21 protein-coding genes are annotated in these 20,455 nt (G+C 65.9%); 13 read left to right on the forward strand and 8 right to left on the reverse strand.

From position 1 onward, the window contains the following. Positions 1-52: 52 nt before the first annotated feature. The gene (locus ISF28_RS05285) at positions 53-874 is read left to right on the forward strand and encodes a DUF72 domain-containing protein (protein WP_198116090.1); all 822 of its coding nucleotides are present in this window, start codon (positions 53-55) and stop codon (positions 872-874) included. Between the two features lie 28 nt (positions 875-902). On the opposite strand, the gene ISF28_RS05290 is transcribed toward ISF28_RS05285, so the two are convergent. The 3 genes from ISF28_RS05290 to ISF28_RS05300 are packed head-to-tail and all read right to left on the reverse strand — an operon-like array spanning position 903 to position 3,332. Then, positions 903-1,157, reverse strand: a complete 255-nt coding sequence (locus ISF28_RS05290) for a DUF6587 family protein (RefSeq protein ID WP_198116091.1) — start codon at positions 1,155-1,157, stop codon at positions 903-905. 2 nt (positions 1,158-1,159) lie between these two features. After that, complete coding sequence (feoB, locus tag ISF28_RS05295; protein ID WP_198116092.1) at positions 1,160-3,052, reverse strand: ferrous iron transporter B; 1,893 nt, start codon at positions 3,050-3,052, stop codon at positions 1,160-1,162. 10 nt (positions 3,053-3,062) lie between these two features. After that, positions 3,063-3,332 carry a FeoA family protein gene (locus ISF28_RS05300; protein ID WP_052170598.1) on the reverse strand — a complete coding sequence of 90 codons (270 nt, stop codon included), beginning with the start codon at positions 3,330-3,332 and terminating at the stop codon, positions 3,063-3,065. Between the two features lie 241 nt (positions 3,333-3,573). Between ISF28_RS05300 and ISF28_RS05305 the strand changes: the two genes are divergently transcribed. The 3 genes from ISF28_RS05305 to bfr all read left to right on the forward strand — a co-directional run bounded on the left by ISF28_RS05305 (position 3,574) and on the right by bfr (position 5,099). Further along, positions 3,574-3,792, forward strand: a complete 219-nt coding sequence (locus tag ISF28_RS05305; protein WP_198116093.1) for a (2Fe-2S)-binding protein — start codon at positions 3,574-3,576, stop codon at positions 3,790-3,792. Between the two features lie 104 nt (positions 3,793-3,896). Beyond that, a complete protein-coding gene (locus ISF28_RS05310; protein WP_229518881.1) occupies positions 3,897-4,577 on the forward strand; it encodes a PepSY-associated TM helix domain-containing protein in 681 nt (226 codons plus the stop codon). A 51-nt stretch (positions 4,578-4,628) separates the two neighbouring features. After that, on the forward strand, positions 4,629-5,099 hold the full coding sequence (gene bfr / locus ISF28_RS05315) for a bacterioferritin (protein ID WP_198116095.1): 471 nt from the start codon (positions 4,629-4,631) through the stop codon (positions 5,097-5,099). Between the two features lies 1 nt (position 5,100). Here bfr and ISF28_RS05320 read toward each other — a convergent pair whose 3' ends face one another. After that, a complete protein-coding gene (locus ISF28_RS05320; RefSeq protein WP_229518882.1) occupies positions 5,101-6,033 on the reverse strand; it encodes a PfkB family carbohydrate kinase in 933 nt (310 codons plus the stop codon). A gap of 7 nt (positions 6,034-6,040) precedes the next feature. Further along, positions 6,041-6,658: a glutathione S-transferase C-terminal domain-containing protein gene (locus tag ISF28_RS05325; protein ID WP_198116096.1), complete on the reverse strand. Its 618-nt coding sequence runs from the start codon at positions 6,656-6,658 to the stop codon at positions 6,041-6,043. 165 nt (positions 6,659-6,823) lie between these two features. Between ISF28_RS05325 and purB the strand changes: the two genes are divergently transcribed. Then, positions 6,824-8,203: an adenylosuccinate lyase gene (gene purB, locus ISF28_RS05330; protein ID WP_198116097.1), complete on the forward strand. Its 1,380-nt coding sequence runs from the start codon at positions 6,824-6,826 to the stop codon at positions 8,201-8,203. Between the two features lie 33 nt (positions 8,204-8,236). Here the strand turns inward: purB and ISF28_RS05335 are convergent, their stop codons facing one another. After that, complete coding sequence (locus tag ISF28_RS05335) at positions 8,237-10,162, reverse strand: TOL_0244 family TonB-dependent receptor (protein ID WP_198116098.1); 1,926 nt, start codon at positions 10,160-10,162, stop codon at positions 8,237-8,239. Positions 10,163-10,487: 325 nt separating this feature from the next. Here ISF28_RS05335 and ISF28_RS05340 point away from each other — a divergent pair, with 325 nt between their 5' ends. From ISF28_RS05340 to ISF28_RS05350, 3 genes are read left to right on the forward strand one after another with little or no spacing between them, the layout of a single operon-like run. Then, on the forward strand, positions 10,488-11,024 hold the full coding sequence (locus tag ISF28_RS05340; protein WP_198116099.1) for a cytochrome b: 537 nt from the start codon (positions 10,488-10,490) through the stop codon (positions 11,022-11,024). Positions 11,025-11,035: 11 nt separating this feature from the next. Then, the gene (locus ISF28_RS05345; protein ID WP_198116100.1) at positions 11,036-11,590 is read left to right on the forward strand and encodes a YceI family protein; all 555 of its coding nucleotides are present in this window, start codon (positions 11,036-11,038) and stop codon (positions 11,588-11,590) included. Positions 11,591-11,620: 30 nt separating this feature from the next. Beyond that, positions 11,621-12,190 carry a YceI family protein gene (locus ISF28_RS05350; protein ID WP_198116101.1) on the forward strand — a complete coding sequence of 190 codons (570 nt, stop codon included), beginning with the start codon at positions 11,621-11,623 and terminating at the stop codon, positions 12,188-12,190. 95 nt (positions 12,191-12,285) lie between these two features. Here ISF28_RS05350 and ISF28_RS30350 read toward each other — a convergent pair whose 3' ends face one another. Then, complete coding sequence (locus ISF28_RS30350; protein ID WP_229518906.1) at positions 12,286-13,791, reverse strand: hypothetical protein; 1,506 nt, start codon at positions 13,789-13,791, stop codon at positions 12,286-12,288. 286 nt (positions 13,792-14,077) lie between these two features. On the opposite strand from ISF28_RS30350, the gene ISF28_RS05365 reads away from it, so the two are divergent. From ISF28_RS05365 to ISF28_RS05375, 3 genes are all read left to right on the forward strand, one after another. Beyond that, positions 14,078-14,347 carry a GlsB/YeaQ/YmgE family stress response membrane protein gene (locus ISF28_RS05365; RefSeq protein WP_036234577.1) on the forward strand — a complete coding sequence of 90 codons (270 nt, stop codon included), beginning with the start codon at positions 14,078-14,080 and terminating at the stop codon, positions 14,345-14,347. Between the two features lie 71 nt (positions 14,348-14,418). Next, positions 14,419-15,696, forward strand: a complete 1,278-nt coding sequence (gene cls / locus ISF28_RS05370; protein WP_198116102.1) for a cardiolipin synthase — start codon at positions 14,419-14,421, stop codon at positions 15,694-15,696. 129 nt (positions 15,697-15,825) lie between these two features. Then, positions 15,826-16,929: an alpha/beta fold hydrolase gene (locus ISF28_RS05375; RefSeq protein WP_198116103.1), complete on the forward strand. Its 1,104-nt coding sequence runs from the start codon at positions 15,826-15,828 to the stop codon at positions 16,927-16,929. A gap of 73 nt (positions 16,930-17,002) precedes the next feature. Here the strand turns inward: ISF28_RS05375 and ISF28_RS05380 are convergent, their stop codons facing one another. After that, positions 17,003-18,490, reverse strand: a complete 1,488-nt coding sequence (locus ISF28_RS05380; protein ID WP_198116104.1) for an APC family permease — start codon at positions 18,488-18,490, stop codon at positions 17,003-17,005. Between the two features lie 183 nt (positions 18,491-18,673). Between ISF28_RS05380 and ISF28_RS05385 the strand changes: the two genes are divergently transcribed. Beyond that, positions 18,674-19,171, forward strand: a complete 498-nt coding sequence (locus ISF28_RS05385) for an RrF2 family transcriptional regulator (RefSeq protein ID WP_198116105.1) — start codon at positions 18,674-18,676, stop codon at positions 19,169-19,171. Between the two features lie 85 nt (positions 19,172-19,256). After that, positions 19,257-20,450 (forward strand): globin domain-containing protein, encoded by a 1,194-nt coding sequence (locus ISF28_RS05390; RefSeq protein ID WP_198116106.1) that lies wholly within the window; start codon positions 19,257-19,259, stop codon positions 20,448-20,450. Positions 20,451-20,455: the final 5 nt, after the last annotated feature.

The following is a 20,455-nucleotide window of genomic DNA, read 5'->3' on the forward strand; positions in this document are numbered from 1 at the left end:
CACGGTTCGCCAGCGCACGGAGCGCGCCCGGCGCCCCGCCTAGACTGCGGGCATGGGCGCAATCCACATCGGCATCTCGGGCTGGCGTTACGAACCCTGGCGCGGGGTGTTCTATCCGCCCGGCCTCGCGCAGGCGCGCGAGCTGGAATACGCGTCGCGCTTCGTGCCCACCATCGAGATCAACGGCTCGTTCTACGCGCTGCAGCGGCCGGAAAGCTATGCGGCGTGGTACGACGCGACGCCGCCCGGCTTCCTGTTCGCCGTGAAGGGCAACCGCTTCCTCACCCACATGCTCAAATTGCGCGGCATCGAGACGCCGCTCGCCAACGTGCTCGCGTCGGGCGTGTTCGCGCTGCGCAAGAAGCTCGGGCCCTTCCTGTGGCAATTCCCGCCGCAACTGCGCTTCGACGCCGCCAGGGTCGAGCATTTCCTGTCCTTGCTCCCGCACGACACCGGGCGCGCACTCGACATCGCGCGCGGCCACGACGACAAGGTGGCGGGCCGCGCGCTGCTGGAGATCGACGCCGTGCGCCCGCTCCGCCACGCCGTCGAAGTGCGCCACGAGAGTTTTCGCGATCCCGCCTTCAGCGCGCTGCTGCGCAAATACGATGTGGCGCTGGTGGTGGCGGATACGGCCGGCAAGTGGCCGGACTTCGACGAGGTGACGGCGGATTTCGTCTACGTCCGCCTGCACGGCGAGCACGAGCTGTATGCGAGCGGCTACGACGACGAATCCTTGGCGCGTTGGGCCGCGCGCATCCGCGCGTGGGCGAAAGATGGGGATGTGGTCTGCTACTTCGACAACGACATCAAGGTCAGGGCGCCGTTCGACGCGAAGCGGTTGATGGAGATGGTGGGCGTAAACTGGCCGTAGCCGTAGGGTGGGCACCCCGTGCCCACCCCTACGTGTGAATCTTGATGATCTTGCGGCCCTTCGCGTCCTTTTCAGGAAGCGGCTCGGTCTCGCACGTGCCGCAGCTGTCGCACCCGCTGCCGCAACTGGAATCCGTGCCGAGCCACTTCACGATCCGGCCACGGCCGGTGCCGCCCGACAGCTTGTAGACGAGCCGCTCGCGCCAGGACTTGGGCAGATACTTCGCCGCCGCATACAGCGCGGCGAAGGCGACGATGAGACCGACGATCAGGTACTGGATCATGTTCAGCTCCCCAGCACGGCCCGTGCGATGCGGAAGGTCAGGAACGACGCCGCGTACGCGAGCGCGAACATATAGCCCGCCATCAGCAGCGAATAGCGGATGCTGCCCGTTTCGCGGCGCACGACGGACAAGGTCGACAGGCACTGCGGCGCGAACACGTACCACGCGAGCAGCGACAGCGCCGTCGGCAGGCTCCACGACGCGGCGATGATCGGGGTCAGCGAGCTGGCCACGTCGTCGCCCGTCGTCGACAGCGCGTACACCGTGCCGAGCGCGCCGACGGCCACTTCGCGCGCCGCCATGCCCGGCACCAGCGCGATGCAGATCTGCCAGCCGAAGCCGATCGGCTCGAACACGACGGCCAATGCGCGGCCCAGCATGCCGGCGATGCTGTAATAGATCGGCGGATGCGTCGCGCCTTCCGGCGCGCCCGGGAAGCTGGACAGGAACCAGATAAGGATCATCAAGGTGAGGATCACGGTGCCGACGCGCGTGACGAAGATGCGCGCGCGTTCCCACAGGCCCAGGACGAGGTTGTGCAGGTGCGGCCAGTGGTAGGCGGGCAGTTCCAGCATCAGCGCCTGCTGGCCCTTGGCGCCGACCGTCCGCTTGAGGAAGTAGGCGACGCCCATCGCGCTGACGATGCCCGCCGCGTACAGCAGGAACAGCACGAGGCCTTGCAGGTTGATGCCGCCGCCCAGTTCGCGGTGCGGGATGAACGCGGCGATCACGAGCGCGTACACGGGCAGGCGCGCGGAACACGTCATCAGGGGTGCGATCATGATCGTCACGAGGCGGTCGCGCGGATTCTGGATCGTGCGCGCGGCCATGATGCCCGGGATCGCGCACGCGAACGACGACAACAGCGGGATGAACGCGCGGCCGGACAAGCCCACGCCGCCCATCATGCGGTCGAGCAGGAACGCGGCGCGCGGCAGGTAGCCGCAATCCTCCAGCACGAGGATGAAGAAGAACAGGATCAGGATCTGCGGCAGGTACACGAGGACGCTGCCCGCGCCGCCGAACACGCCGTCGACGACGAGGCCGCGCAGCGGGCCGGCCGGCAGCGCGTTGCCGACCCAGTGGCCGAGCGCGTCGACGCCGCTCTTGATCAGGTCCATCGGCACGTTGGCCCAGCTGAACACGGCCTGGAAAATCAGGAACATCGTGGCCGCCAGGATGATCGGGCCGATCACCGGGTGCAGCACGACCTGGTCGATCTGCTCGCTCAGATTGCCCGTGTCGTTGTCGAAGCTGACGGTCGCGTCGATGATGCGGCGCACCTCGCGCTGCGTCTCCTCGACGGGAACGGCATCGATCGCGGACAGCGGATTCGGCGCGACGCGCAGGTCGAACGGCATCGCTTCCAGCGCCTTCAGCAGGCCCTTCTCGCCGCCGGCCTGCACGGCCACGGTCTCGATGACGGGCATGCCGAGTTCCCGCGCCAGGCGGGCCGTGTCGATTTCGATGCCGCGCTTCTTGGCGACGTCGACCATGTTCAGCGCCAGTACCATCGGCAGGCCGAGACGCTTGATCTCCAGCACGAGGCGCAGGTTCAGGCGCAGGTTCGTCGCGTTGACGACGCAGACGACGGCGTCCGGCGTCTGCTCGCCGGCGCGCAGCCCGGCGACGACGTCGCGCGTGATGGCTTCATCGGGCGTGTGGGCGGCGAGGCTGTAGGCGCCCGGCAGGTCGAGCACGCGCAGCGGACGGCCGCCCGGCAGGATAAAGCTGCCTTCCTTGCGTTCGATGGTGACGCCGGCGTAGTTCGCGACCTTCTGGCGCGCGCCGGTGAGGCGATTGAACAGGGCGGTCTTGCCGCAGTTCGGATTCCCCAGCAGGGCGATGAGCGGCGTCTTTGCGGCCGCCTGGACCTGCTGTTCTACTGCTCCCATGTCGGTTCCATTACTCCGGCTGGATCGAGACCAGCGCCGCCTCGAAACGGCGCAGCGCGAACGTCGACTGGCCGACCTTGACCGCCAGCGGACCGCCGGGCAGGCCGCGCTTGAGCATGCGGATGCGCTCGCCCGGCACGAAACCCAGTTCCATCAGCCGGCGCGACACGTCGATGCCGCCGTCGCGGCTGCCGACCGCGTTCGGCGCGAGGTGGATCACGGTGCCGCTCTGGCCGGCCTTGAGGCTGTCGAGCGTGGTCAGGGTAGGAGCAAGAGTCATGGTGTCGCTTCCAATCAGTGGTGCGATGCTTTAACGGTTGGGTACATCATAAACCTAAATGCGAATTATTTCTATTTGCGGTTTGTCCACTTTCGCTCACTCGGCCTTCATTTAACGCAACGGCGCAACAAAAACGCTTGCATTCGCGATTTAACTTGAGCAGAATACGAAGGGCAATGAGAATGATTCGCATTATAGACCAAACAACACCGGTCTGCGATGCACCACTACGGAACCGTCCATGATCGTCTGCGTCTGCAATAACATCTCCGACCGCGAAATCCGCCAGGCCGTCGACCTCGGCCTGACGTCGATGGCCGACCTGTACAAAGAGCTGGGTGTCGGCACCTGCTGCGGCAAATGCGTCAGCTATGCGCGCGAAGTGATGCACGAGCACCTGGACAGCAAGACCACCGTCACCGAGCTGCGCCGTACGCCGCACGACGGGCTGGCCGCCTGACCCGCCACACGCCATGTTGCTGCGCGCAATCCGTGCGTGCACCCGTCCATGCGCGGTCCGGTCTTGGTAATATGTGACTTCCGATGCGCCCAGATTTCACTCCCATGCCCGTCATCCCGTTCCGACCACCAAGAGCGCCCTTCACGGTCCAGCCTCCTCCGCAACCTTCGCGCCGCGCCCTGATCGTCAAGTGGCTGCGCAAGATGCATGGCTGGATCGGCCTCTGGGGCGCAGTGCTCGGGCTGCTGTTCGGCAGCACCGGCATCCTGCTCAACCACCGCGCCGTGCTCAGGATTCCCGCCGTCGAGGCGCTGGAATCCACGGTCCAGGTGCCGCTGCCGAAACCGGCACCGGGCAGTCCGCAGGCGCTGGCCGCCTGGCTCAAGCGTTCGTTGCGACTGGAACCGGAACCGGGACGCGTAAAAGCCGAGGCCGCCCGGCCCGTCGCCTGGGGCGACAAGGCCCTGCTCCAGCCCGCGCGCTGGAGCGCCAGCTTTACGTCGCCGTCGGGGAATGTCCAGGCTGAATATTGGGTGGGCAACAGCTATGTCACCGTCAAGCGCGCCGACAACAACCTGTTCGGCACCCTCGTCAACCTGCACAAGGGCGTGGGCATGAGTGCCGCCTGGGTCCTGCTCGTGGACACGCTGGCCGGCTCCATCATCCTGCTGTCGCTGTCCGGCGTCGTGCTGTGGACGCTCACCAACCGGCGCCGCACGGTCGGCATCGTGATCGGTGCGGTCTCCCTGCTGGCCGCGGGCGGGCTGGCGCTGGCGGCAATCTAGCGGCACAGTTTGCTATGATGCGATGACGACAACCGAACGCAAAGGCCATCCATGAAGGGCGATCCCAACATCATCCGGCTGCTCAACGCGCAGCTGACCAATGAGCTCACCGCCGTCAACCAGTACTTCCTGCATGCGCGCATGTACAGGCACTGGGGCTTGGGCAAGCTGGGCAAGAAGGAATACGACGAATCGATCGGCGAGATGAAACACGCCGACCGCCTGATCGACCGTATCCTGATGCTGGACGGCCTGCCCAACCTGCAGGCCCTGCACAAGCTGCTGATCGGCGAATCGACGCAGGAAATGCTGGAATGCGACCTCAAGCTGGAGCGCGCGGCCCAGGTCACGGTCAAGGAAGGCATCGCCGCCGCCGAAATCGCGCACGATTACGTGTCGCGCGATCTGCTGCTGGACATTCTCGAGGACACCGAGGAACACATCGAGTGGCTGGAGACGCAGCTCGACCTCATCGTCAAGGTCGGCATCCAGAATTACCTGCAATCCCAGATGGGCGAATGAATCAGCGCCAGCGGGCGACCCACTTGTCGTAGAAACTGATGTCGCCCGGCACGGCCCCCGAAACGGCGCAGATCGCGCCGGCGAATTCGTTGGCGCGCGACAGCACGAGCTCCAGCGGCCAGCCGCGCGCCGAGCCCAGCAGGAACATGGCGGCGAAGGCGTCGCCGGCGCCCGTCGTGTCGATGACGAACGGCGGCACCGGGTTGTCGCGCGTGGCGATGTAGACGCCGTCGGCGCCGAAGTACACGGAACCGCGGTGGCCCAGCGTGACGATCAATCCTTCCAGCGAAAACCGGTCCATCAGCGCGCGGCACGCCGCGTGCACTTCGTCCGTCGACAGCGCCGCGTCGTTCGGGCCGATCTGGAAATACCACTGGAACAGCGCCTGCAATTCCTCTTCGTTGACCTTGACCACGTCGGCCGCCGTCAGCGACTTCGTGACGATGGCCTCGTTCGCCTGGCCGGGCCGCAGGTTGAGGTCGAGAAAGCGTTTGGCGGGCGTGTTGTCCAGCACGGCCGCCAGCGCCAGGCGCGAGCGTTCCTCGCGCTGGACCAGCGTGCCGAAATACACCAGGTCATAATCACCGCCGGCGACGCTCGCCGCGGCCCGCTCGGGGTCGATGAAATCGTAGGCCTGGCGCGGCAGCAAGGTGAAGCGGTGCGCCGCGCCCTGGCGTTCGGCGACGGCGCGGCCCGTCTCTTCCATCGGGTCGATCTGCAGGCCCGACTCGGGAATCACGAAGCGTTCGAACTCGGCCCGCACGGCCGCGCCGTTGCGGTCGTCGCCGATGCGGGTGATCATCAGCGGCGGCGCCATGAAGGCGGCCAGGTGGCGCGCCACGTTGAACGGGGCGCCGCCCACCGCGGGCCCGGACGGGGCCTCGTCGACGAGCACTTCGCCGAAGATGATGGTCGAGATGCGAGCCGTCATCATGACGCGCTCACGCCGGCAGGAAAGGCACGGTGTCCTTGAACGACGACCGTTCGGACAGCTTGTCGAACAGGCGCGCCAGGTTCGGGTAGGTGTCGCGCCAGCCGATGTCCGGGAAGCGGAACGCCAGCCAGCCCAGCGTGCAGCCGACGGCGACGTCGGCCAGCGTGTAATGGATCCCCATGCAGAACGGTTGCTCGCCGAGGTTCTCGGACATCACGGCCAGGCCGCCATGCACCTTGCCCATCTGGCGGTCGAACCAGGCCTGGCTCTGCTGCTCGGCCGGACGCCACGTGCGCTCCAGGAAGGCGAGCACGGCCGCATCCAGCACGCCGTCGGCCAGCGCTTCCCACACCTTGACGTTGGCGCGGTCGCGGCTGTTCGGGGGCAGCAGCTTGCACACGGGCGTCAAGGTGTCGAGGTATTCGGCGATCACGCGCGAGTCGTACATCGTGCTGCCGTCCTCCATCACGAGGCACGGGACTTTCCCGAGCGGGTTCGACGACGCGATGTTCGTTTCCGGCGCCCAGACGTTTTCCAGCTCGAATTGGTAGTCGAGCTTTTTTTCTGCCAACACGACGCGCGCCTTGCGTACATAGGCGCTGGTGACGGAACCGATGAGTTTCATAAATGCTCAGTAGAGGAGAGTGGCTGACAGTATATCATCGGCCTCCCGCCGGTCGAACGCCGGGGAACCGCATGCAACGGTAGCCAAATGAGACTTGACAAAGCGATCCTGGCCAGGCCACCGATGGTAGAATCTCGTTTTTGCACTCACCGCTTCCCGCCTCCCATGACCTCTACCGCCTCCTCCTCGACCCTGTCGGCCCTGTCCCCGCTGGACGGCCGCTACGCCGCCAAGACCGACAAGCTGCGCCCGATCCTGTCCGAAGCCGGCTTCATGCACCACCGCGTGAAAGTGGAGATCGCGTGGCTGCAGGCGCTGTCGCAGGCCGGCTTCGCGGAACTGAAACCCTTCTCGGCCGAATCCAGCGCCCTGCTGGACAAGCTGGCCGCCGACTTTTCGGACAGCGACGCCGCCCGCATCAAGGAAATCGAAGCCGTCACCAACCACGACGTGAAGGCCGTCGAGTACTGGCTGAAGGAACAAGTGAAAGACGTGCCGGAGCTGGTCGCGGCATCGGAATTCATCCACTTCGCGTGCACGTCGGAAGACATCAACAACACGTCGCACGGCATGATGCTGAAAGCCGCCCGCGACGGCGTGCTGCTGCCGACCCTCCAATCGGTCATCGCCAGGCTGACGGAGATCGCCCACGCGAACGCCGACCTGCCGATGCTGTCGCGCACGCACGGCCAGACCGCCAGCCCGACCACGCTCGGCAAGGAATTCGCCAACGTCGTCGCGCGCCTTCAGCGTGCCGTGAAACGCATCGCCGACGTGGAAATCCTCGGCAAGATGAACGGCGCCGTCGGCAACTACAACGCGCACCTGTCCGCGTACCCGGGCTTCGACTGGCCGGCGTTCTCCAGGAACGTGATCGAACAGCGCCTGGGCCTGACGTTCAACCCGTACACCATCCAGATCGAACCGCACGACTACATGGCGGAGCTGTTCGACGCCATCTCGCGCACGAACACGATCCTGCTCGACCTGAACCGCGACATCTGGACCTACGTCTCGCTCGGCTACTTCAAGCAGAAGCTGAAGGCCGGTGAAATCGGTTCGTCGACCATGCCCCATAAAGTCAACCCGATCGACTTCGAGAACTCGGAAGGCAATCTGGGCCTGGCCAACGCCATGCTGCGCCATATGGCCGACAAGCTGCCGGTGTCGCGCATGCAGCGCGACCTGACCGACTCCACCGTGCTGCGCAACATCGGCGTGGGCTTCGGCTACGCGCTGCTCGCGTACGACAGCTGCCTGCGCGGCCTGAACAAGCTGGAAGTGAACCCGGCCCGCCTGGAGCAGGACCTCGACGCGAACTGGGAAGTGCTGGCCGAGCCGGTGCAGACGGTGATGCGCCGCTACGGCATCGAGAACCCGTACGAGCAGCTGAAGGAGCTCACGCGCGGCAAGGGCATCACCCGCGACGCGCTGCAGGAATTCATCGGCAAGCTGGCGATTCCGCAGGATGCCAAGGACCTGCTGCTGGCGATGACGCCGGCGAATTACACCGGCCTCGCGGCGCAGTTGGCGAAGGCGATCTAAGCAAACGAAAACCGGGGCGCGTCCCCGGTTTTTTCATCGCTGCCACGTGAATTTCACGCCCACCGTCCTGGGCACCTCGGTACGCACGGACGCCACGCCGTATTCCGCGTGGCCGCCGTTCAGGTTCGTGCCGATCACCGACAGCACCATCCCCTTTGCCACGCGCCAGCCGAAACGGGCGTCGACGGCCCAGTAGGCCGGCACGTACGGGAATCCCAGCGCGCCGTTGCGGCGCACGGCCAGTTCCAGCTCGCGCGTCTCGTCGATCACGTGGCTGGAGCGCAGCTGGGCCGTGTACGCCGGGTCGCGGCCCGTCGTCATGACGCTGCCCCGGTCGCGGCTGCCGGGCTTGAGGACGAAGTCTTCGTGCAGCAAGGTCGCGCCCGCGGCGATGCGCCACGTGTCGCTCATCTGCACGTTGCCCCACGCTTCGATGCCGCGCGTCGTTCCCTCCATCAGGTTGCCGAACACGATCGCGCGGCCGTCGGGCGTGATGTCCTGCGTGCGCAAATGGTCATACAGGTTGCGGAAGGCCGTCACGGAATACGACATGCGCCGCCCCGCCTGCCCGCGGTAGCCCAGTTCGAACACGCGCGCGGTCTCGGCGCGCACCCGGCTGCCGCCCGCCAGCAGATAGGGCGGCGCGCCCGGCACGTAGGCGTCGACGTCCAGCCGCGACGGCGCGCGCACCGTGCGCGACACGGCCGCCCAGAACGCGTGCGCGGGCGTGGCGCGCCAGGACAGGCGCACGGTCGGCAGGAATTCGACGCCCGTGTACGGATTGCGCTCCCAGCGCGCGCCGGCCGTGACGTGCAGGTCGTCGCGCACGGCGACGTCGTCCTGCGCGAACAGGCTCGCCCAGGCCTGCCTGTCGCTGGCCGGCAGGAAGGCGACGAAGCGGCTGTTGTCGACGCGGTCGCGGTTGTAACGGTATTCGCCGCCCCACACGATGCGGTGGCGGCCCAGCGGCGCCAGCGCATGCTGCAGCTGCAGGTCGGCGATGTCGACGGTGTCGGTGAACGTGGGCGGCACGCGGCGGTAGCGGACGTCGTAATACGCCTGCGCGCTCACGCTGCCGCCGCCGTCCAGCACGTGCTCCCAGTGCCCGGTGACGTTGGCGCCGTGGAGCCGGATGTCGTCCAGGCCCGTGCTCGCGCCCGGTGCCGCGATGACGCCAGGCCGAGGCTGGCCCTCGCGCCCGCGCCAGGCATTGGCGTTGACGCTGAACCGCTCCGGCCCGCGCTCCCAGTCGCCGCGCCAGCCCACCTGGCCCTGCGTCCAGTCGTCGTCGATGGGCTGGCCGGACGCCAGTTCGCTGTGCCGCAGCCCGAACACCTTGCCGTAGACGCGCCAATGGCCATCAATCATGGCCGCGCCGTGGCGGAACGCGGCCTGGGCGCCGTCGTCGTCCGCGCGCAGCACGAGCAGGTCGCCCTGCGTGTCGCGCGCGTGGCGCGTCGTGACGTTGATGACGCCGTTGACGGCATTCACGCCCCACAGCGTGCCGCCCGGGCCGCTGATCACTTCGATCCGTTCCACGTCTTCCAGCATCACGTCCGGCTCGTCCCAGAACGTGCCCGAGAACAGCGGGGAGTAGACGGAGCGGCCGTCGATCATCACCAGCAGCTTGTTGGCCGGGCTGTTGCTGGTGCCGTTCATGCCGCGCGCGGAAATGAAATAGGTCGCGTTGCTGCTGCGCGCGACCTGGATGTTGGGCGCCAGGTTCAGGGCCTCGACGAGATTGCGGACGCCGGAACGGCGGATGTCTTCCGCCGTGATCACGTACACGGCGGCCGGCGCGTCCTGCAGGCGCTCGGGCCGGCGCGAGACCGACGTGACGTCGATGTTCGCCAGCTCTTCGATCGACAGGTCGGCGAACTCGCCGGCGAGCCGCGCCCCCTCCTCCGCATGGGCCGACAGCGCCAGCAGCCCGGCCAGCAGCAGGGACAAGCGCGACATGCGGCGACGTCTTCCGGGAACCATTGGGTTCATGGGGTATATGTTTTATAAATCCATTTTCTTAACATTTTACCTTCACGGGACCCGGATCGTGCCCCTGACGGGGCCGGCACTGGCTTGCGCGCCACGGATTGTGCCACCTGCTGAACAAAGTTATCCGTTCAAGTGGCTTCCTTGAGATATTTGGAACCGTTAAAGTAGCCGTATTGCAAATCCACGCCCAACCGCATTCGTGCTAGTGTGTTTAAGGAAATGCCGGCTGCTTAACTCGGCCGATGTTGATAAGATTTAGTTCTAACTCGTACTACTTACCGGAGACCCGTCCATGCAGCGCTATACCACGACCGCCATCGTGCTTCACTGGCTGATCGCCACGCTGATCGTCGGCACGTTCACGCTGGGCCTGGTGATGACGGACATCCCGGGCCTCACGCCCACGAAGCTGAAATATTTTTCGTGGCATAAATGGGCCGGCGTGACCGTGCTGCTGCTGGCCACGCTGCGTCTGCTGTGGCGCCTGAAGAACCGTCCGCCCGCACTGCCCGACACGATGCCCGCATGGCAACGCGGCGCGGCCCACGGCCTGCATCACCTGCTGTACGTGCTGATCTTCGCCGTGCCGCTGTCCGGTTATTTTTATTCGCTGGCGGCCGGCGTGCCGGTCGTCTATTTCGGGCTGTTCCAGCTGCCGGTGCTGATCGCCAAGGACCCGGCGCTGGCCCACACCCTGAAACCCATCCACTACTGGCTGAACATGATCATGGCCGGCCTCGTCGGCCTGCACGTGGCGGCCGCCCTGAAGCACCAGTTCATCGACCGCGACGGCACCCTCGGACGCATGCTGCCCGGCCGTACCCAATGAAGGAGATATCCATGAAATTCACTCGTGGCGGCCTCGCCGCCCTGCTTGCCGGCGTCGCGCTGATCGCCGGTGCCGTCCCCCTGAAGACCGACGTGGCGCACAGCAGCGTCTCGGCCGTGTTCAAGCAGATGAACGTGCCGGTCGAATCGAAGTTCAAGGCGTTCAACGCGCAGATCGACTACGACGCCGCGCATCCGGACAAGGCGACGGCGCGCGTCGACATCGACACCGCCAGCTTCGACATCGGCGAGGCCGAGTACAACAAGGAAGTGGCCGGCAAGGACTGGTTCAACTCGGCCAAGTTTCCGAAGGCAACGTTCGTGTCGTCCGCGATCAAGCCGGCCGGCCCGGGCAAGCTTACCGTGTCCGGCAAGCTGACCATCAAGGGCAGGAGCCAGGACGTGACCTTCCCGGTCACGATCAAGCCGGAAGGCAAGAAACAGGTTTTCGAAGGACAGTTGCCGATCAAGCGGCTGGCTTTCAATATCGGCGAAGGCGAGTGGAAGGACACGAGCATGGTCGCCGACGACGTCGTCATCAAATTCCGTGTCGCCGCGGGACAATAAACTTCACCCATCGTTAAAGGATCGTTCTACATGAAACTCAAGCACCTCGCCCTGCTGGCCGTTGCCTTCGCTTCCACCACCGCCTTCGCCGCCGACACGTATAAAGTCGACCCGGGCCACACCTACCCGAGCTTCGAGGCCGACCACTTCGGCGGCCTGTCGAACTGGCGCGGCAAATTCGACAAGAGCGAGGGCACCATCGTGCTGGACCGCGCCGCCAAGACGGGCTCCGTCGACATCACCATCGACACCGCCAGCCTGGACTTCGGCCACGCCCGTCTGAACGAGCACGCCAAGGGCCCGGACATGTTCGACGTCGCCAAGTATCCGACCGCCAACTACAAGGGCAAGATCGTGTTCAAGGGCGACGTGCCGAACAGCGTCGACGGCACGCTGACCCTGCACGGCGTGACCAAGCCGGTCACCCTGCACATCAACCAGTTCAAGTGCATCATGCATCCGATGCTCAAGCGCGAAGTGTGCGGCGCCGATGCGTCGGCGACGTTCAACCGCGCCGATTTCGGCATCGATTACGGCGTCAAGATGGGCTTCAAGCCGGAAGTCAAGCTGGCTATCCAGGTCGAAGCCGTCAAGCAATAACCGGCGCGCATCGACGTGAACGCTTGGTGGGCTCGGGGAGCCCACCCTACGTTTGTGTGGGCCGTAGGGTGGGCACCCCGTGCCCACCATTTCGATCAACGACCGTCACGGTCGAGATCACCCGGCATCGTGCGCTCGACCTTGTCCCACGCGGCGCGGCTGGCCGCCTTCGCCTGCTCCCACGACAGGCGCGAATGGCCCTTCACGCGGTCCCACTCGTCCGCCATGTGCGGCTCGGCCAGGTCGTAGCTCGGGAAGCGGCGGGCATTGTTGTAGCCCAGCGCATAGGCCGGCGAATAATCGTCGTACGTGTAGCCCTGGGCGTAGTACGGCTGGGTCTGGTAGTTCGCGCGCCAGTAGGCGTCTTCCTCCGTCGGATTGACGAGATGGCCGGCGCCCTTGCCCACCATGCCGCCCGCGATGCCGCCGATCGCCGCACCGGCCGCCATGCCCACCGGACCGCCCACGGCGCCCACCGCCGCGCCGGCCGCGGCACCGCCGCCCGCGCCGACGCCGCCGGCCAGGTTGTGCTCATGCAGCTGGTCGCCCGGTTTCGGGTTCACGACTTCGCCCGCGCCCTTGCCGGCCATGCCGCCCGCGATGCCACCGATCGCGGCGCCCGTGACGGCACCGATCGGACCGGCCGGGCTGCCCATCGCGGCACCGGCCAGCGCGCCCGCGCCGGCGCCCGTGCCCTGGGCCAGGTTGTGCTCCTGCAGGCGGTCTTCCGCATGCGGATTCACGACCTCACCCGCACCGCGGCCCGCCGCGCCGCCGGCCAGGCCGCCGATCGCGGCGCCGGCCAGCGCGCCGACCGGACCGCCCACCGAACCCGCCGCCGCACCCATCGCGGCGCCGGCGCCGGCACCCGTGCCCTTGGCCAGATAGTGTTCGCCCAGGTCGTCGCCCGGTTTCGGATTGACGACTTCGCCCACGCCCTTGCCGGCCATGCCGCCGGCGATGCCGCCGATCGCCGCGCCGGCCGCCATGCCCACCGGACCGCCCGCCGCGCCGAGCGCGGCGCCCGTGGCCGCGCCCGCGGCGGCGCCGATGCCGGTGCCGATCACGTGCGAGCCGCCGTTATCGACGAAGGTCTGGTTCAGGTAGGCGACGTCTTCGTCCGAACGCGGCGTCACGCCCATCACGATGCCGCCCTTCTGGATGCCTTCCTCGTAGTGCTTGACGCGTTCTTCCGGAATGCCGGCACCGATCAGCGCGCCGATCAGGCCGCCGGTGATGCCGCCCGCGCCCGCCCCGGCCAGTGCGGCCGCCAGCGGACCGGCAACGACGAGGCCCGCGCCCGGGATCACGAGCGTGGTGCCGATGGCGGCCACGCCGGCCAGCACGGCGCCGATGGTGCCGCCGATGCCGGCACCGGCGGCGGCGCCCTCGGCGGCCTTGCTGCCCAGCTCAGTGTCGACGTCGGAAAAATGGGTCTTGCGGGTGGAGTCCGACATCATCAGGTTGACGTCGTCCTTCGTATAGCCGCGGGTCGAAATCGCGCTGTAGGCACGCTCCGCGCTGGCGCGGTCGGGGAACAGCCCGGTCACCATGCGGTTCTGCCTGTTCTGTTCAGTCGTCGTCTTGTCGTAAATGGCCATGATGCATTCCTTTCAGTAATCGAAGCGTCCGGGGTGGTGCGTTTCAATCGATGCAGTTTTAATCGATGCACAGTGATTGAACGATATGCCTGCCCAACAGTGCACTTCTGTTCGCTGACGCACCCAGTTCGGGACATTCCGCATCACAAGAGAACGCCCACGCGGTTTGCGCGTCTAACGTTCGGCAACGCACCGACCCCGAAGCTTGTGCATCACTAGACTTTGCACATGGCCTCGGCATTCAATTGGCCTGGAGTATGTTTTTCCAACTTGAGGAGGACTCAACATGTTATTCATTATCTGGATCGTCGTCGGTGGTGTTCTCGGCTGGCTCGCCAGCATGGTCATGAAAACGGATGCTGAGCAAGGCATGATTCTCAATGTCGTTGTCGGTATCGTGGGAGCCTTCCTGGGTGGCTGGCTGCTGTCGCCATTGTTCGGCAGCGGCACCATCAACTCCGACGACTTCAGCGTCTCATCGCTGCTGGTCTCTTTCCTGGGCGCCGTGATCCTGCTCGCGATCGTCAATCTGCTACGTCGCGGCCGCGTCCGCTAAGCAGGTGCAAGCCCCACTTTGAAAACCAACGTCGATCGGCGTTGGTTTTTTTACGTCCTCAATCCGAGCTCATGCGTATCAAACGTTCCATCGTCGTCCTCATCACTTGCATCGCCACCATCGTGGCGGGCTTGCTCGTGCTGAACTTTTCGCCCGGCGAAAAGAAGATCGACACCCAGTTGACGCGGCTCTACGGCACGGACGATCCGCAATTCCGCCGCTCGCTGGGCGTGCTGCTGGGTCCGCCCATCGTCGAAGGCAACAAGGCCGACGTGCTGCTCAACGGCGACCAGATCTTCCCCGCCATGCTGGACGCGATCCGCTCGGCGCGGAAGTCCGTCAACTTCGAAACTTATATTTATTGGGAAGGCACGATCGGCCGCGAATTCACGGACGCGCTGTCGGAACGGGCGCGCGCCGGCGTCAAGGTGCACGTGCTGCTCGACTGGATCGGCAGCATGAAGATCGATGACGCCTCCCTCGACGAGATGCGCCGAGCCGGCGTCGAAGTGCACCGCTATCACAAGCCCGTCTGGTGGAAGCTCGCGCGCCTGAACAACCGCACGCACCGCAAGCTCCTGATCGTCGACGGCAAGGTCGGCTTCACGGGCGGCGTGGGCATCGCCGACAAATGGCGCGGCCATGCCCAGGATCCCGACCACTGGCGCGACTCCCACTTCCGCGTCGTCGGTCCCGTCGTCGGCCAGATGCAGGCCGTGTTCAACGACAACTGGACGAAGGCGACCGGCACGGTGCTCGACGGCCCGGATTATTTTCCGGCGCTGACCGCGCAAGGCGACATGCCGGCGCAGATGTTTTCCAGCTCGCCCACGGGCGGCAGCGAGAGCATGCACCTGATGTACCTGCTCGCCATCACGGCCGCGCGCCGCACCATCCACCTGTCGAATTCCTATTTCGTGCCGGACGAACTGGCCGTCAAGGCGCTCATCGCGGCGGCGAAGCGCGGCGTCGACGTGCGCATCATCACGCCCGGTCCGTACATCGACGCCGACGTCGTGCGCGTCGCGTCGCGCGAGCGCTGGGGCGAATTGCTGGCGGCCGGCATCAAGATGGCCGAGTACCAGCCGACGATGTACCACGTGAAGTCGCTCATCGTCGATTCGCTGCTCGTCTCCGTGGGCTCCACCAACTTCGACAACCGCTCGTTCATCCTCAACGACGAGGCGAACCTGAACGTGCTCGACCCGACCTTCGCCCGGCAGCAGGAAGCCGTCTTCGAGGACGACTGGAAGCACGCGCGCCAGGTCACCTTGCGCGCGTGGGAAAACCGGCCGTTCACGGAAAAGGTCGGCGGCATGCTGGCGGACCTGATCGGCGCGCAGCTGTAAGAGAAGCCGCGCATTTCATCCGCGCAGTATGCAGTCCATGCCGCGCGCAGCGCAGTTCATGCCATCGCCGCTGTCCGCCGCCGCGCCGCCCGCTACACTGCCCGCATACCAATCATAAGGAGAACGGCAATGAAGCGAATCTGGATCTTGTGCTGGGCCCTGCTCGGCATCGCATGCGCGGACGCGCGCGCGCAGGACGACGCGAAGGCGCAGTCGGAGAAGGCGTGGCACCAGGCCCGCGCCATCGTGGCGGACCTCGATAAAATCGTCGCGCCGCACGGCGTGCAGGAGTCGTACAAGACGCGCATCGGCGGCATCGACCAATGGCTCACCGTGCGCGGCCAGGAACGCGACAACCCGATGATCCTGTTCGTCCACGGCGGCCCCGCGTCGCCCGTCACGCCGACCTTGTGGCAGTTCGAGCGTCCGCTCGAGGAATACTTCACGATCGCGAACTGGGACCAGCGCGGCGCCGGCAAGACCTACGGCGAGACCGACACGAGCAAGGTCGCGGACACCATCCACATCGACCGCTACGTCGACGACGCCATCGAAGTCGCCGAGCACCTGCGCCAGCGCTACGGCAAGAAGAAGCTGATCCTGATGGCCCACAGCTGGGGCACCATCGTCGCCATGAAGGCGGCGCTGAAGCGTCCCGATTTATTCTATGCCTACGTCGGCATCGGCCAGGTGATCAGCGTGCGCGAGAACGAACGCATCAGCTTCGACTACGCGCTGGAACAGGCGAAACTGCACAAGAACGAGGAAGCGCTGCGCGACCTGCAATCGATCGCGCCCTACCCCGGCAACCAGCCGATCACGCGTGAGCGCATCATCGTGGCGCGCAAATGGCCGCAGTACTACGGCGGCTTGAGCGCGTACCGCAGCGAGTCCGCCTACTACTTCGACGGCCCGCGCCTGTCGCCGGAGTACGACGCACAGCAGGTGAAGGACATCGACCAGGGCAGCCTGCTCACGCTGGGCCGCATCCTGCCGGAATTCGTGCAGGTGGATTTCACGAACGTGAAGACCTTCCCGATCCCGGTCGTCATGTTCATGGGCCGGCACGACTACACGACGCCGACGGCACCGACCGCGGCCTGGCTCGCGCAGGTGAAGGCGCCGTCGAAGCAGGCCGTGTGGTTCGAGCGCTCGGCGCACATGATCCCGTGGGAAGAGCCGGGCAAGACACTCGTCAGTTTGCTGACCTACGTCCGCCCGTTGGCGCAATGACGGTCGCGGTTGGTGAGCACGATCCAATCGTAGGGTGGGCGCCCCGCGCCCACCACGCCTCACCGCCGGCGCATCAGTGCGTCAACTCCGCCTGCGCCGCCTCCACCTTGTTCAAGCGGCTGTTACGGATGCCGTAACCGAAATAAGTGAGCACGGCCACCGTCATCCAGATGGTGAACACGGTATAGGTCGTGCTCGACAACCCGCCCACGAGATACAGGCAGGCGAGGATCGACAACCCAGGCACCAGGTAGGGCCCGAACGGCACGCGAAATCCCTTTTTCCCCGTCTCGCCCTGCTTGCGCCGGATGACCGGCACCGCGATCGACACGACGATGAACGCGACCAGCGTGCCCATGCTCACCATGTCCCACAGGAAGGTGGAGTCGACGAGACCCGCCACGATGCCCACGGCGATGCTGACGATCAGCGTGTTCGTCACCGGCGACTGCGTGCGCGGATTGACGGCGCGGAAGGCCTTGGGCACGAGGCCGTCCTTGGCGATGGCGTACAGGATGCGCGTCTGGCCGTAGATCGTCACCAGGGTCACGGAAAACACGGAGATGACGGCGCCGGCCGACAGCACCAGCGCCGGCCACGCCTTGCCCGTCACGTTTTGCAGGATCACGGCGAGGCCCGCTTCCTGGCCCGCGAACATCGAGGCCGGCTGGGCGCCGAGGGCGGCGATCGCCACCAGCATGTAGAACACGGTCACGATGCCGAGGGCGGCCAGGATGCCGATCGGGACGTCGCGCGTCGGGTCCTTGACCTCTTCGCCGGCCGTGGCGATGGTGTCCAGGCCGATGAACGAAAAGAACACGGTGCCCGCGGCGGCCGTCACGCCCGCCAGGCCGCCGACGCCCTTGCCGCTCGCCGGCCAGACGAACGGGTGGAAGTTGTGGATGTCGAAGCCGGACAGCGCGATCACGGAAAAGAACACGAGGATGGCCAGCTTGATGAGCACCATGATGGCGTTCGTCGTCGCCGATTCCTTGGTGCCGCGGATCAGCAGCACGCAGCACAGCACGACGAGCAGGATCGGCGGCAGGTTGACGTGGCCGGCCTGGAATTCGACGCCGCCGTTCTTGCCCGCGACGATCATGGGCGAGCGCAGCGCGTCGGGGATCTGCCAGCCGAGCGCGTTCTGCAAAAAGTTGTTCAGGTAATCCGACCAGCCGATCGCGGTCGCGCTGGCGGCGAGGCCATATTCCAGCAGCAGGCAGGCCGCGACGACGAACGCGGCGAACTCGCCCACCGTGGCATAGGCGAAGGAATACGAGGATCCGGCGGCCGGCACGCGGTTGGCCAGCTCGGCATAGCACAGCGCGGTGAGGCCCGCCGTGATGGCGGCCATCAGGAACGACAGCACGACGGCCGGACCGGCCTTCGGCACGGCTTCCACCATCGTGAAAAAGATGCCGGTGCCGATCGTGGCGCCGACGCCGATCATGGTCAGGGGAAACAAGCCCAGCGAGCGGCCCAGGGCGTGGGCGTTGCCGTCATCGAGTTTGTGCTCGGATGTCTTGGTGCGGAAGAGCTTTTGGCCCAGTGTCTGGTTCACGGCGATTCCTCTTGGCGCGGGTAGCGCTCGTTGTCTATCCAAAGTCCGCGATTATAGGGCCAGTTTCCTGGCCTACTTCAATGCAGAAAAAAAATAGTTCGTTTAAACATGCATTTTTTATGCAGATTTAGGTAGAATACGTTCGTGCAGGTAGAATACGCCGGTACTCAATGAGCTTACCCGATGCGACTCACACGATTCTCCGATATTGGCCTGCGCGTCCTGATCTATCTGGAACGCGCGGGAGAACGTACGCAGCCGGTGACGGTGGCCGAGATCGGCAAGCAGTTCGACATCCCGCTGAACCACCTCGTGAAAGTGGTCGGGCAACTGGCCAAGTTGGGGTGGGTGCAGGCGACGCGCGGACGCAACGGCGGCCTGCGCCTCGCCGCGGATCCGGCCACGTTGACGATCGGCCAGGTGCTGCGCAAGCTGGAAGGCGAGGACGACGAGCTGGTCGACTGCGACGGCACGGACTGCGCACTGAAGCTCGATTGCCAGCTGCGCGGCATGCTGCGCACCGGCATGAAGGCCTTCTACGACGCGATGGACCGCTACACCCTGGCCCACGCGACGGGTGGCAACACCGGCGAGCAGGTCATGCGCATGCACCGCATGTTCTGGGAGAGCAGCGCCGCGAAACGCGGCCAGGCCGCGCCCGAGCCGGTGAGTGAGGATTAACTAGTATTTGATGGCAACGCCCGCCATGCGGGCTTTTTTTTGAGTCTTAAATCTGCATTTTAAATGCATAATTAAAGGAACCACAATGATTTCGGAAGCTTCCCGCCCCTACATCGATGCCAGCGTCCCCGTCCTGCGCCAGCATGGCCTGACGATCACCAAGCTGTTCTACACGAACATGCTGGGCGCGCATCCTGAACTGACCCGCATCTTCAACATGGGGAATCAGGCCAGCGGGGCGCAGCAGCAATCGTTGGCGTCGGCGGTGTTCGCCTACGCGGCCAACATCGGCAATCCGGGCGCGCTGGGTCCCGTCGTCGAGCGCATCGTGCACAAGCACGTGTCGGTCGGCATCCGCGCCGAGCACTACCCGATCGTCGGTAAGCACCTGCTGGAATCCATCGCCGCCACGCTGGGCGACGCCGCCACCGAGCCGCTGCTGGACGCCTGGAAGGAAGCGTACAACTCCCTCGCCAAGCTGTTGATCGAAGCGGAAGCGAAGATGTACAGCACGGCCGGCGTGGAACCGGGCGAAACCCGTCCGATGCGCGTCACCGACGTGAAGACGGAATCCGTCAACGTGCTGTCGATCCGCCTGGTTCCGGCCGATGGCAAGCCGGCCCCCGCATTCAAGCCGGGCCAGTACGTCAGCGTCGCCGTCGACTTGCCGGGCGGCCGTCACCAGCTGCGCCAGTACAGCCTGTCGGATGCGCCCGACGGCGCGAGCCTGCGCATCTCCGTCAAGCGCGAAGACGGCGCGGACGACGTCCCGGCCGGCGAAGTGTCGAACTGGCTGCACGCCAACGTGAAAGTCGGCGCCACGCTGCAGGTGTCGCATCCGTTCGGCGAATTCCTGCCCGAGACGGAAGGCGACAAGGCGCTCGTGCTGCTGTCGGGCGGCGTCGGCATCACGCCGATGGTGTCCGCCCTCAAGCGCGTGGCGAACGTCAACCCGCAGCGCCGGGTGATCTTCGCCCACGCCGCGCGCGACGCGGGCCACCATGCGCTGCGCGCCGAAGTCGAAGCCTTGAAGGCCGTGATGCCGAACCTGTCGGTCGTGTCGTTTCACGAAGACGCGCAGGGTGCCACCGGCGTCATCGAAGGCCGCATGGACGTGGCCAAGCTGCCGGCCTGGCCGCGCGAAGAAGCCGAGGTGTACCTGTGCGGTCCGCACAAGTTCATGCAGGCGCAGTGGCTCGGGTTGCTGCATGCGGGCGTGCCGGCGGCGCGCCTGCATCGCGAGGTGTTCGGGCCGGAGCTGCTGGATCACCTGCTCTGATCACG

The sequence above is a fragment of the Massilia rhizosphaerae genome, from assembly GCF_016093545.1.
Lineage (GTDB): Bacteria > Pseudomonadota > Gammaproteobacteria > Burkholderiales > Burkholderiaceae_D > Telluria > Telluria rhizosphaerae.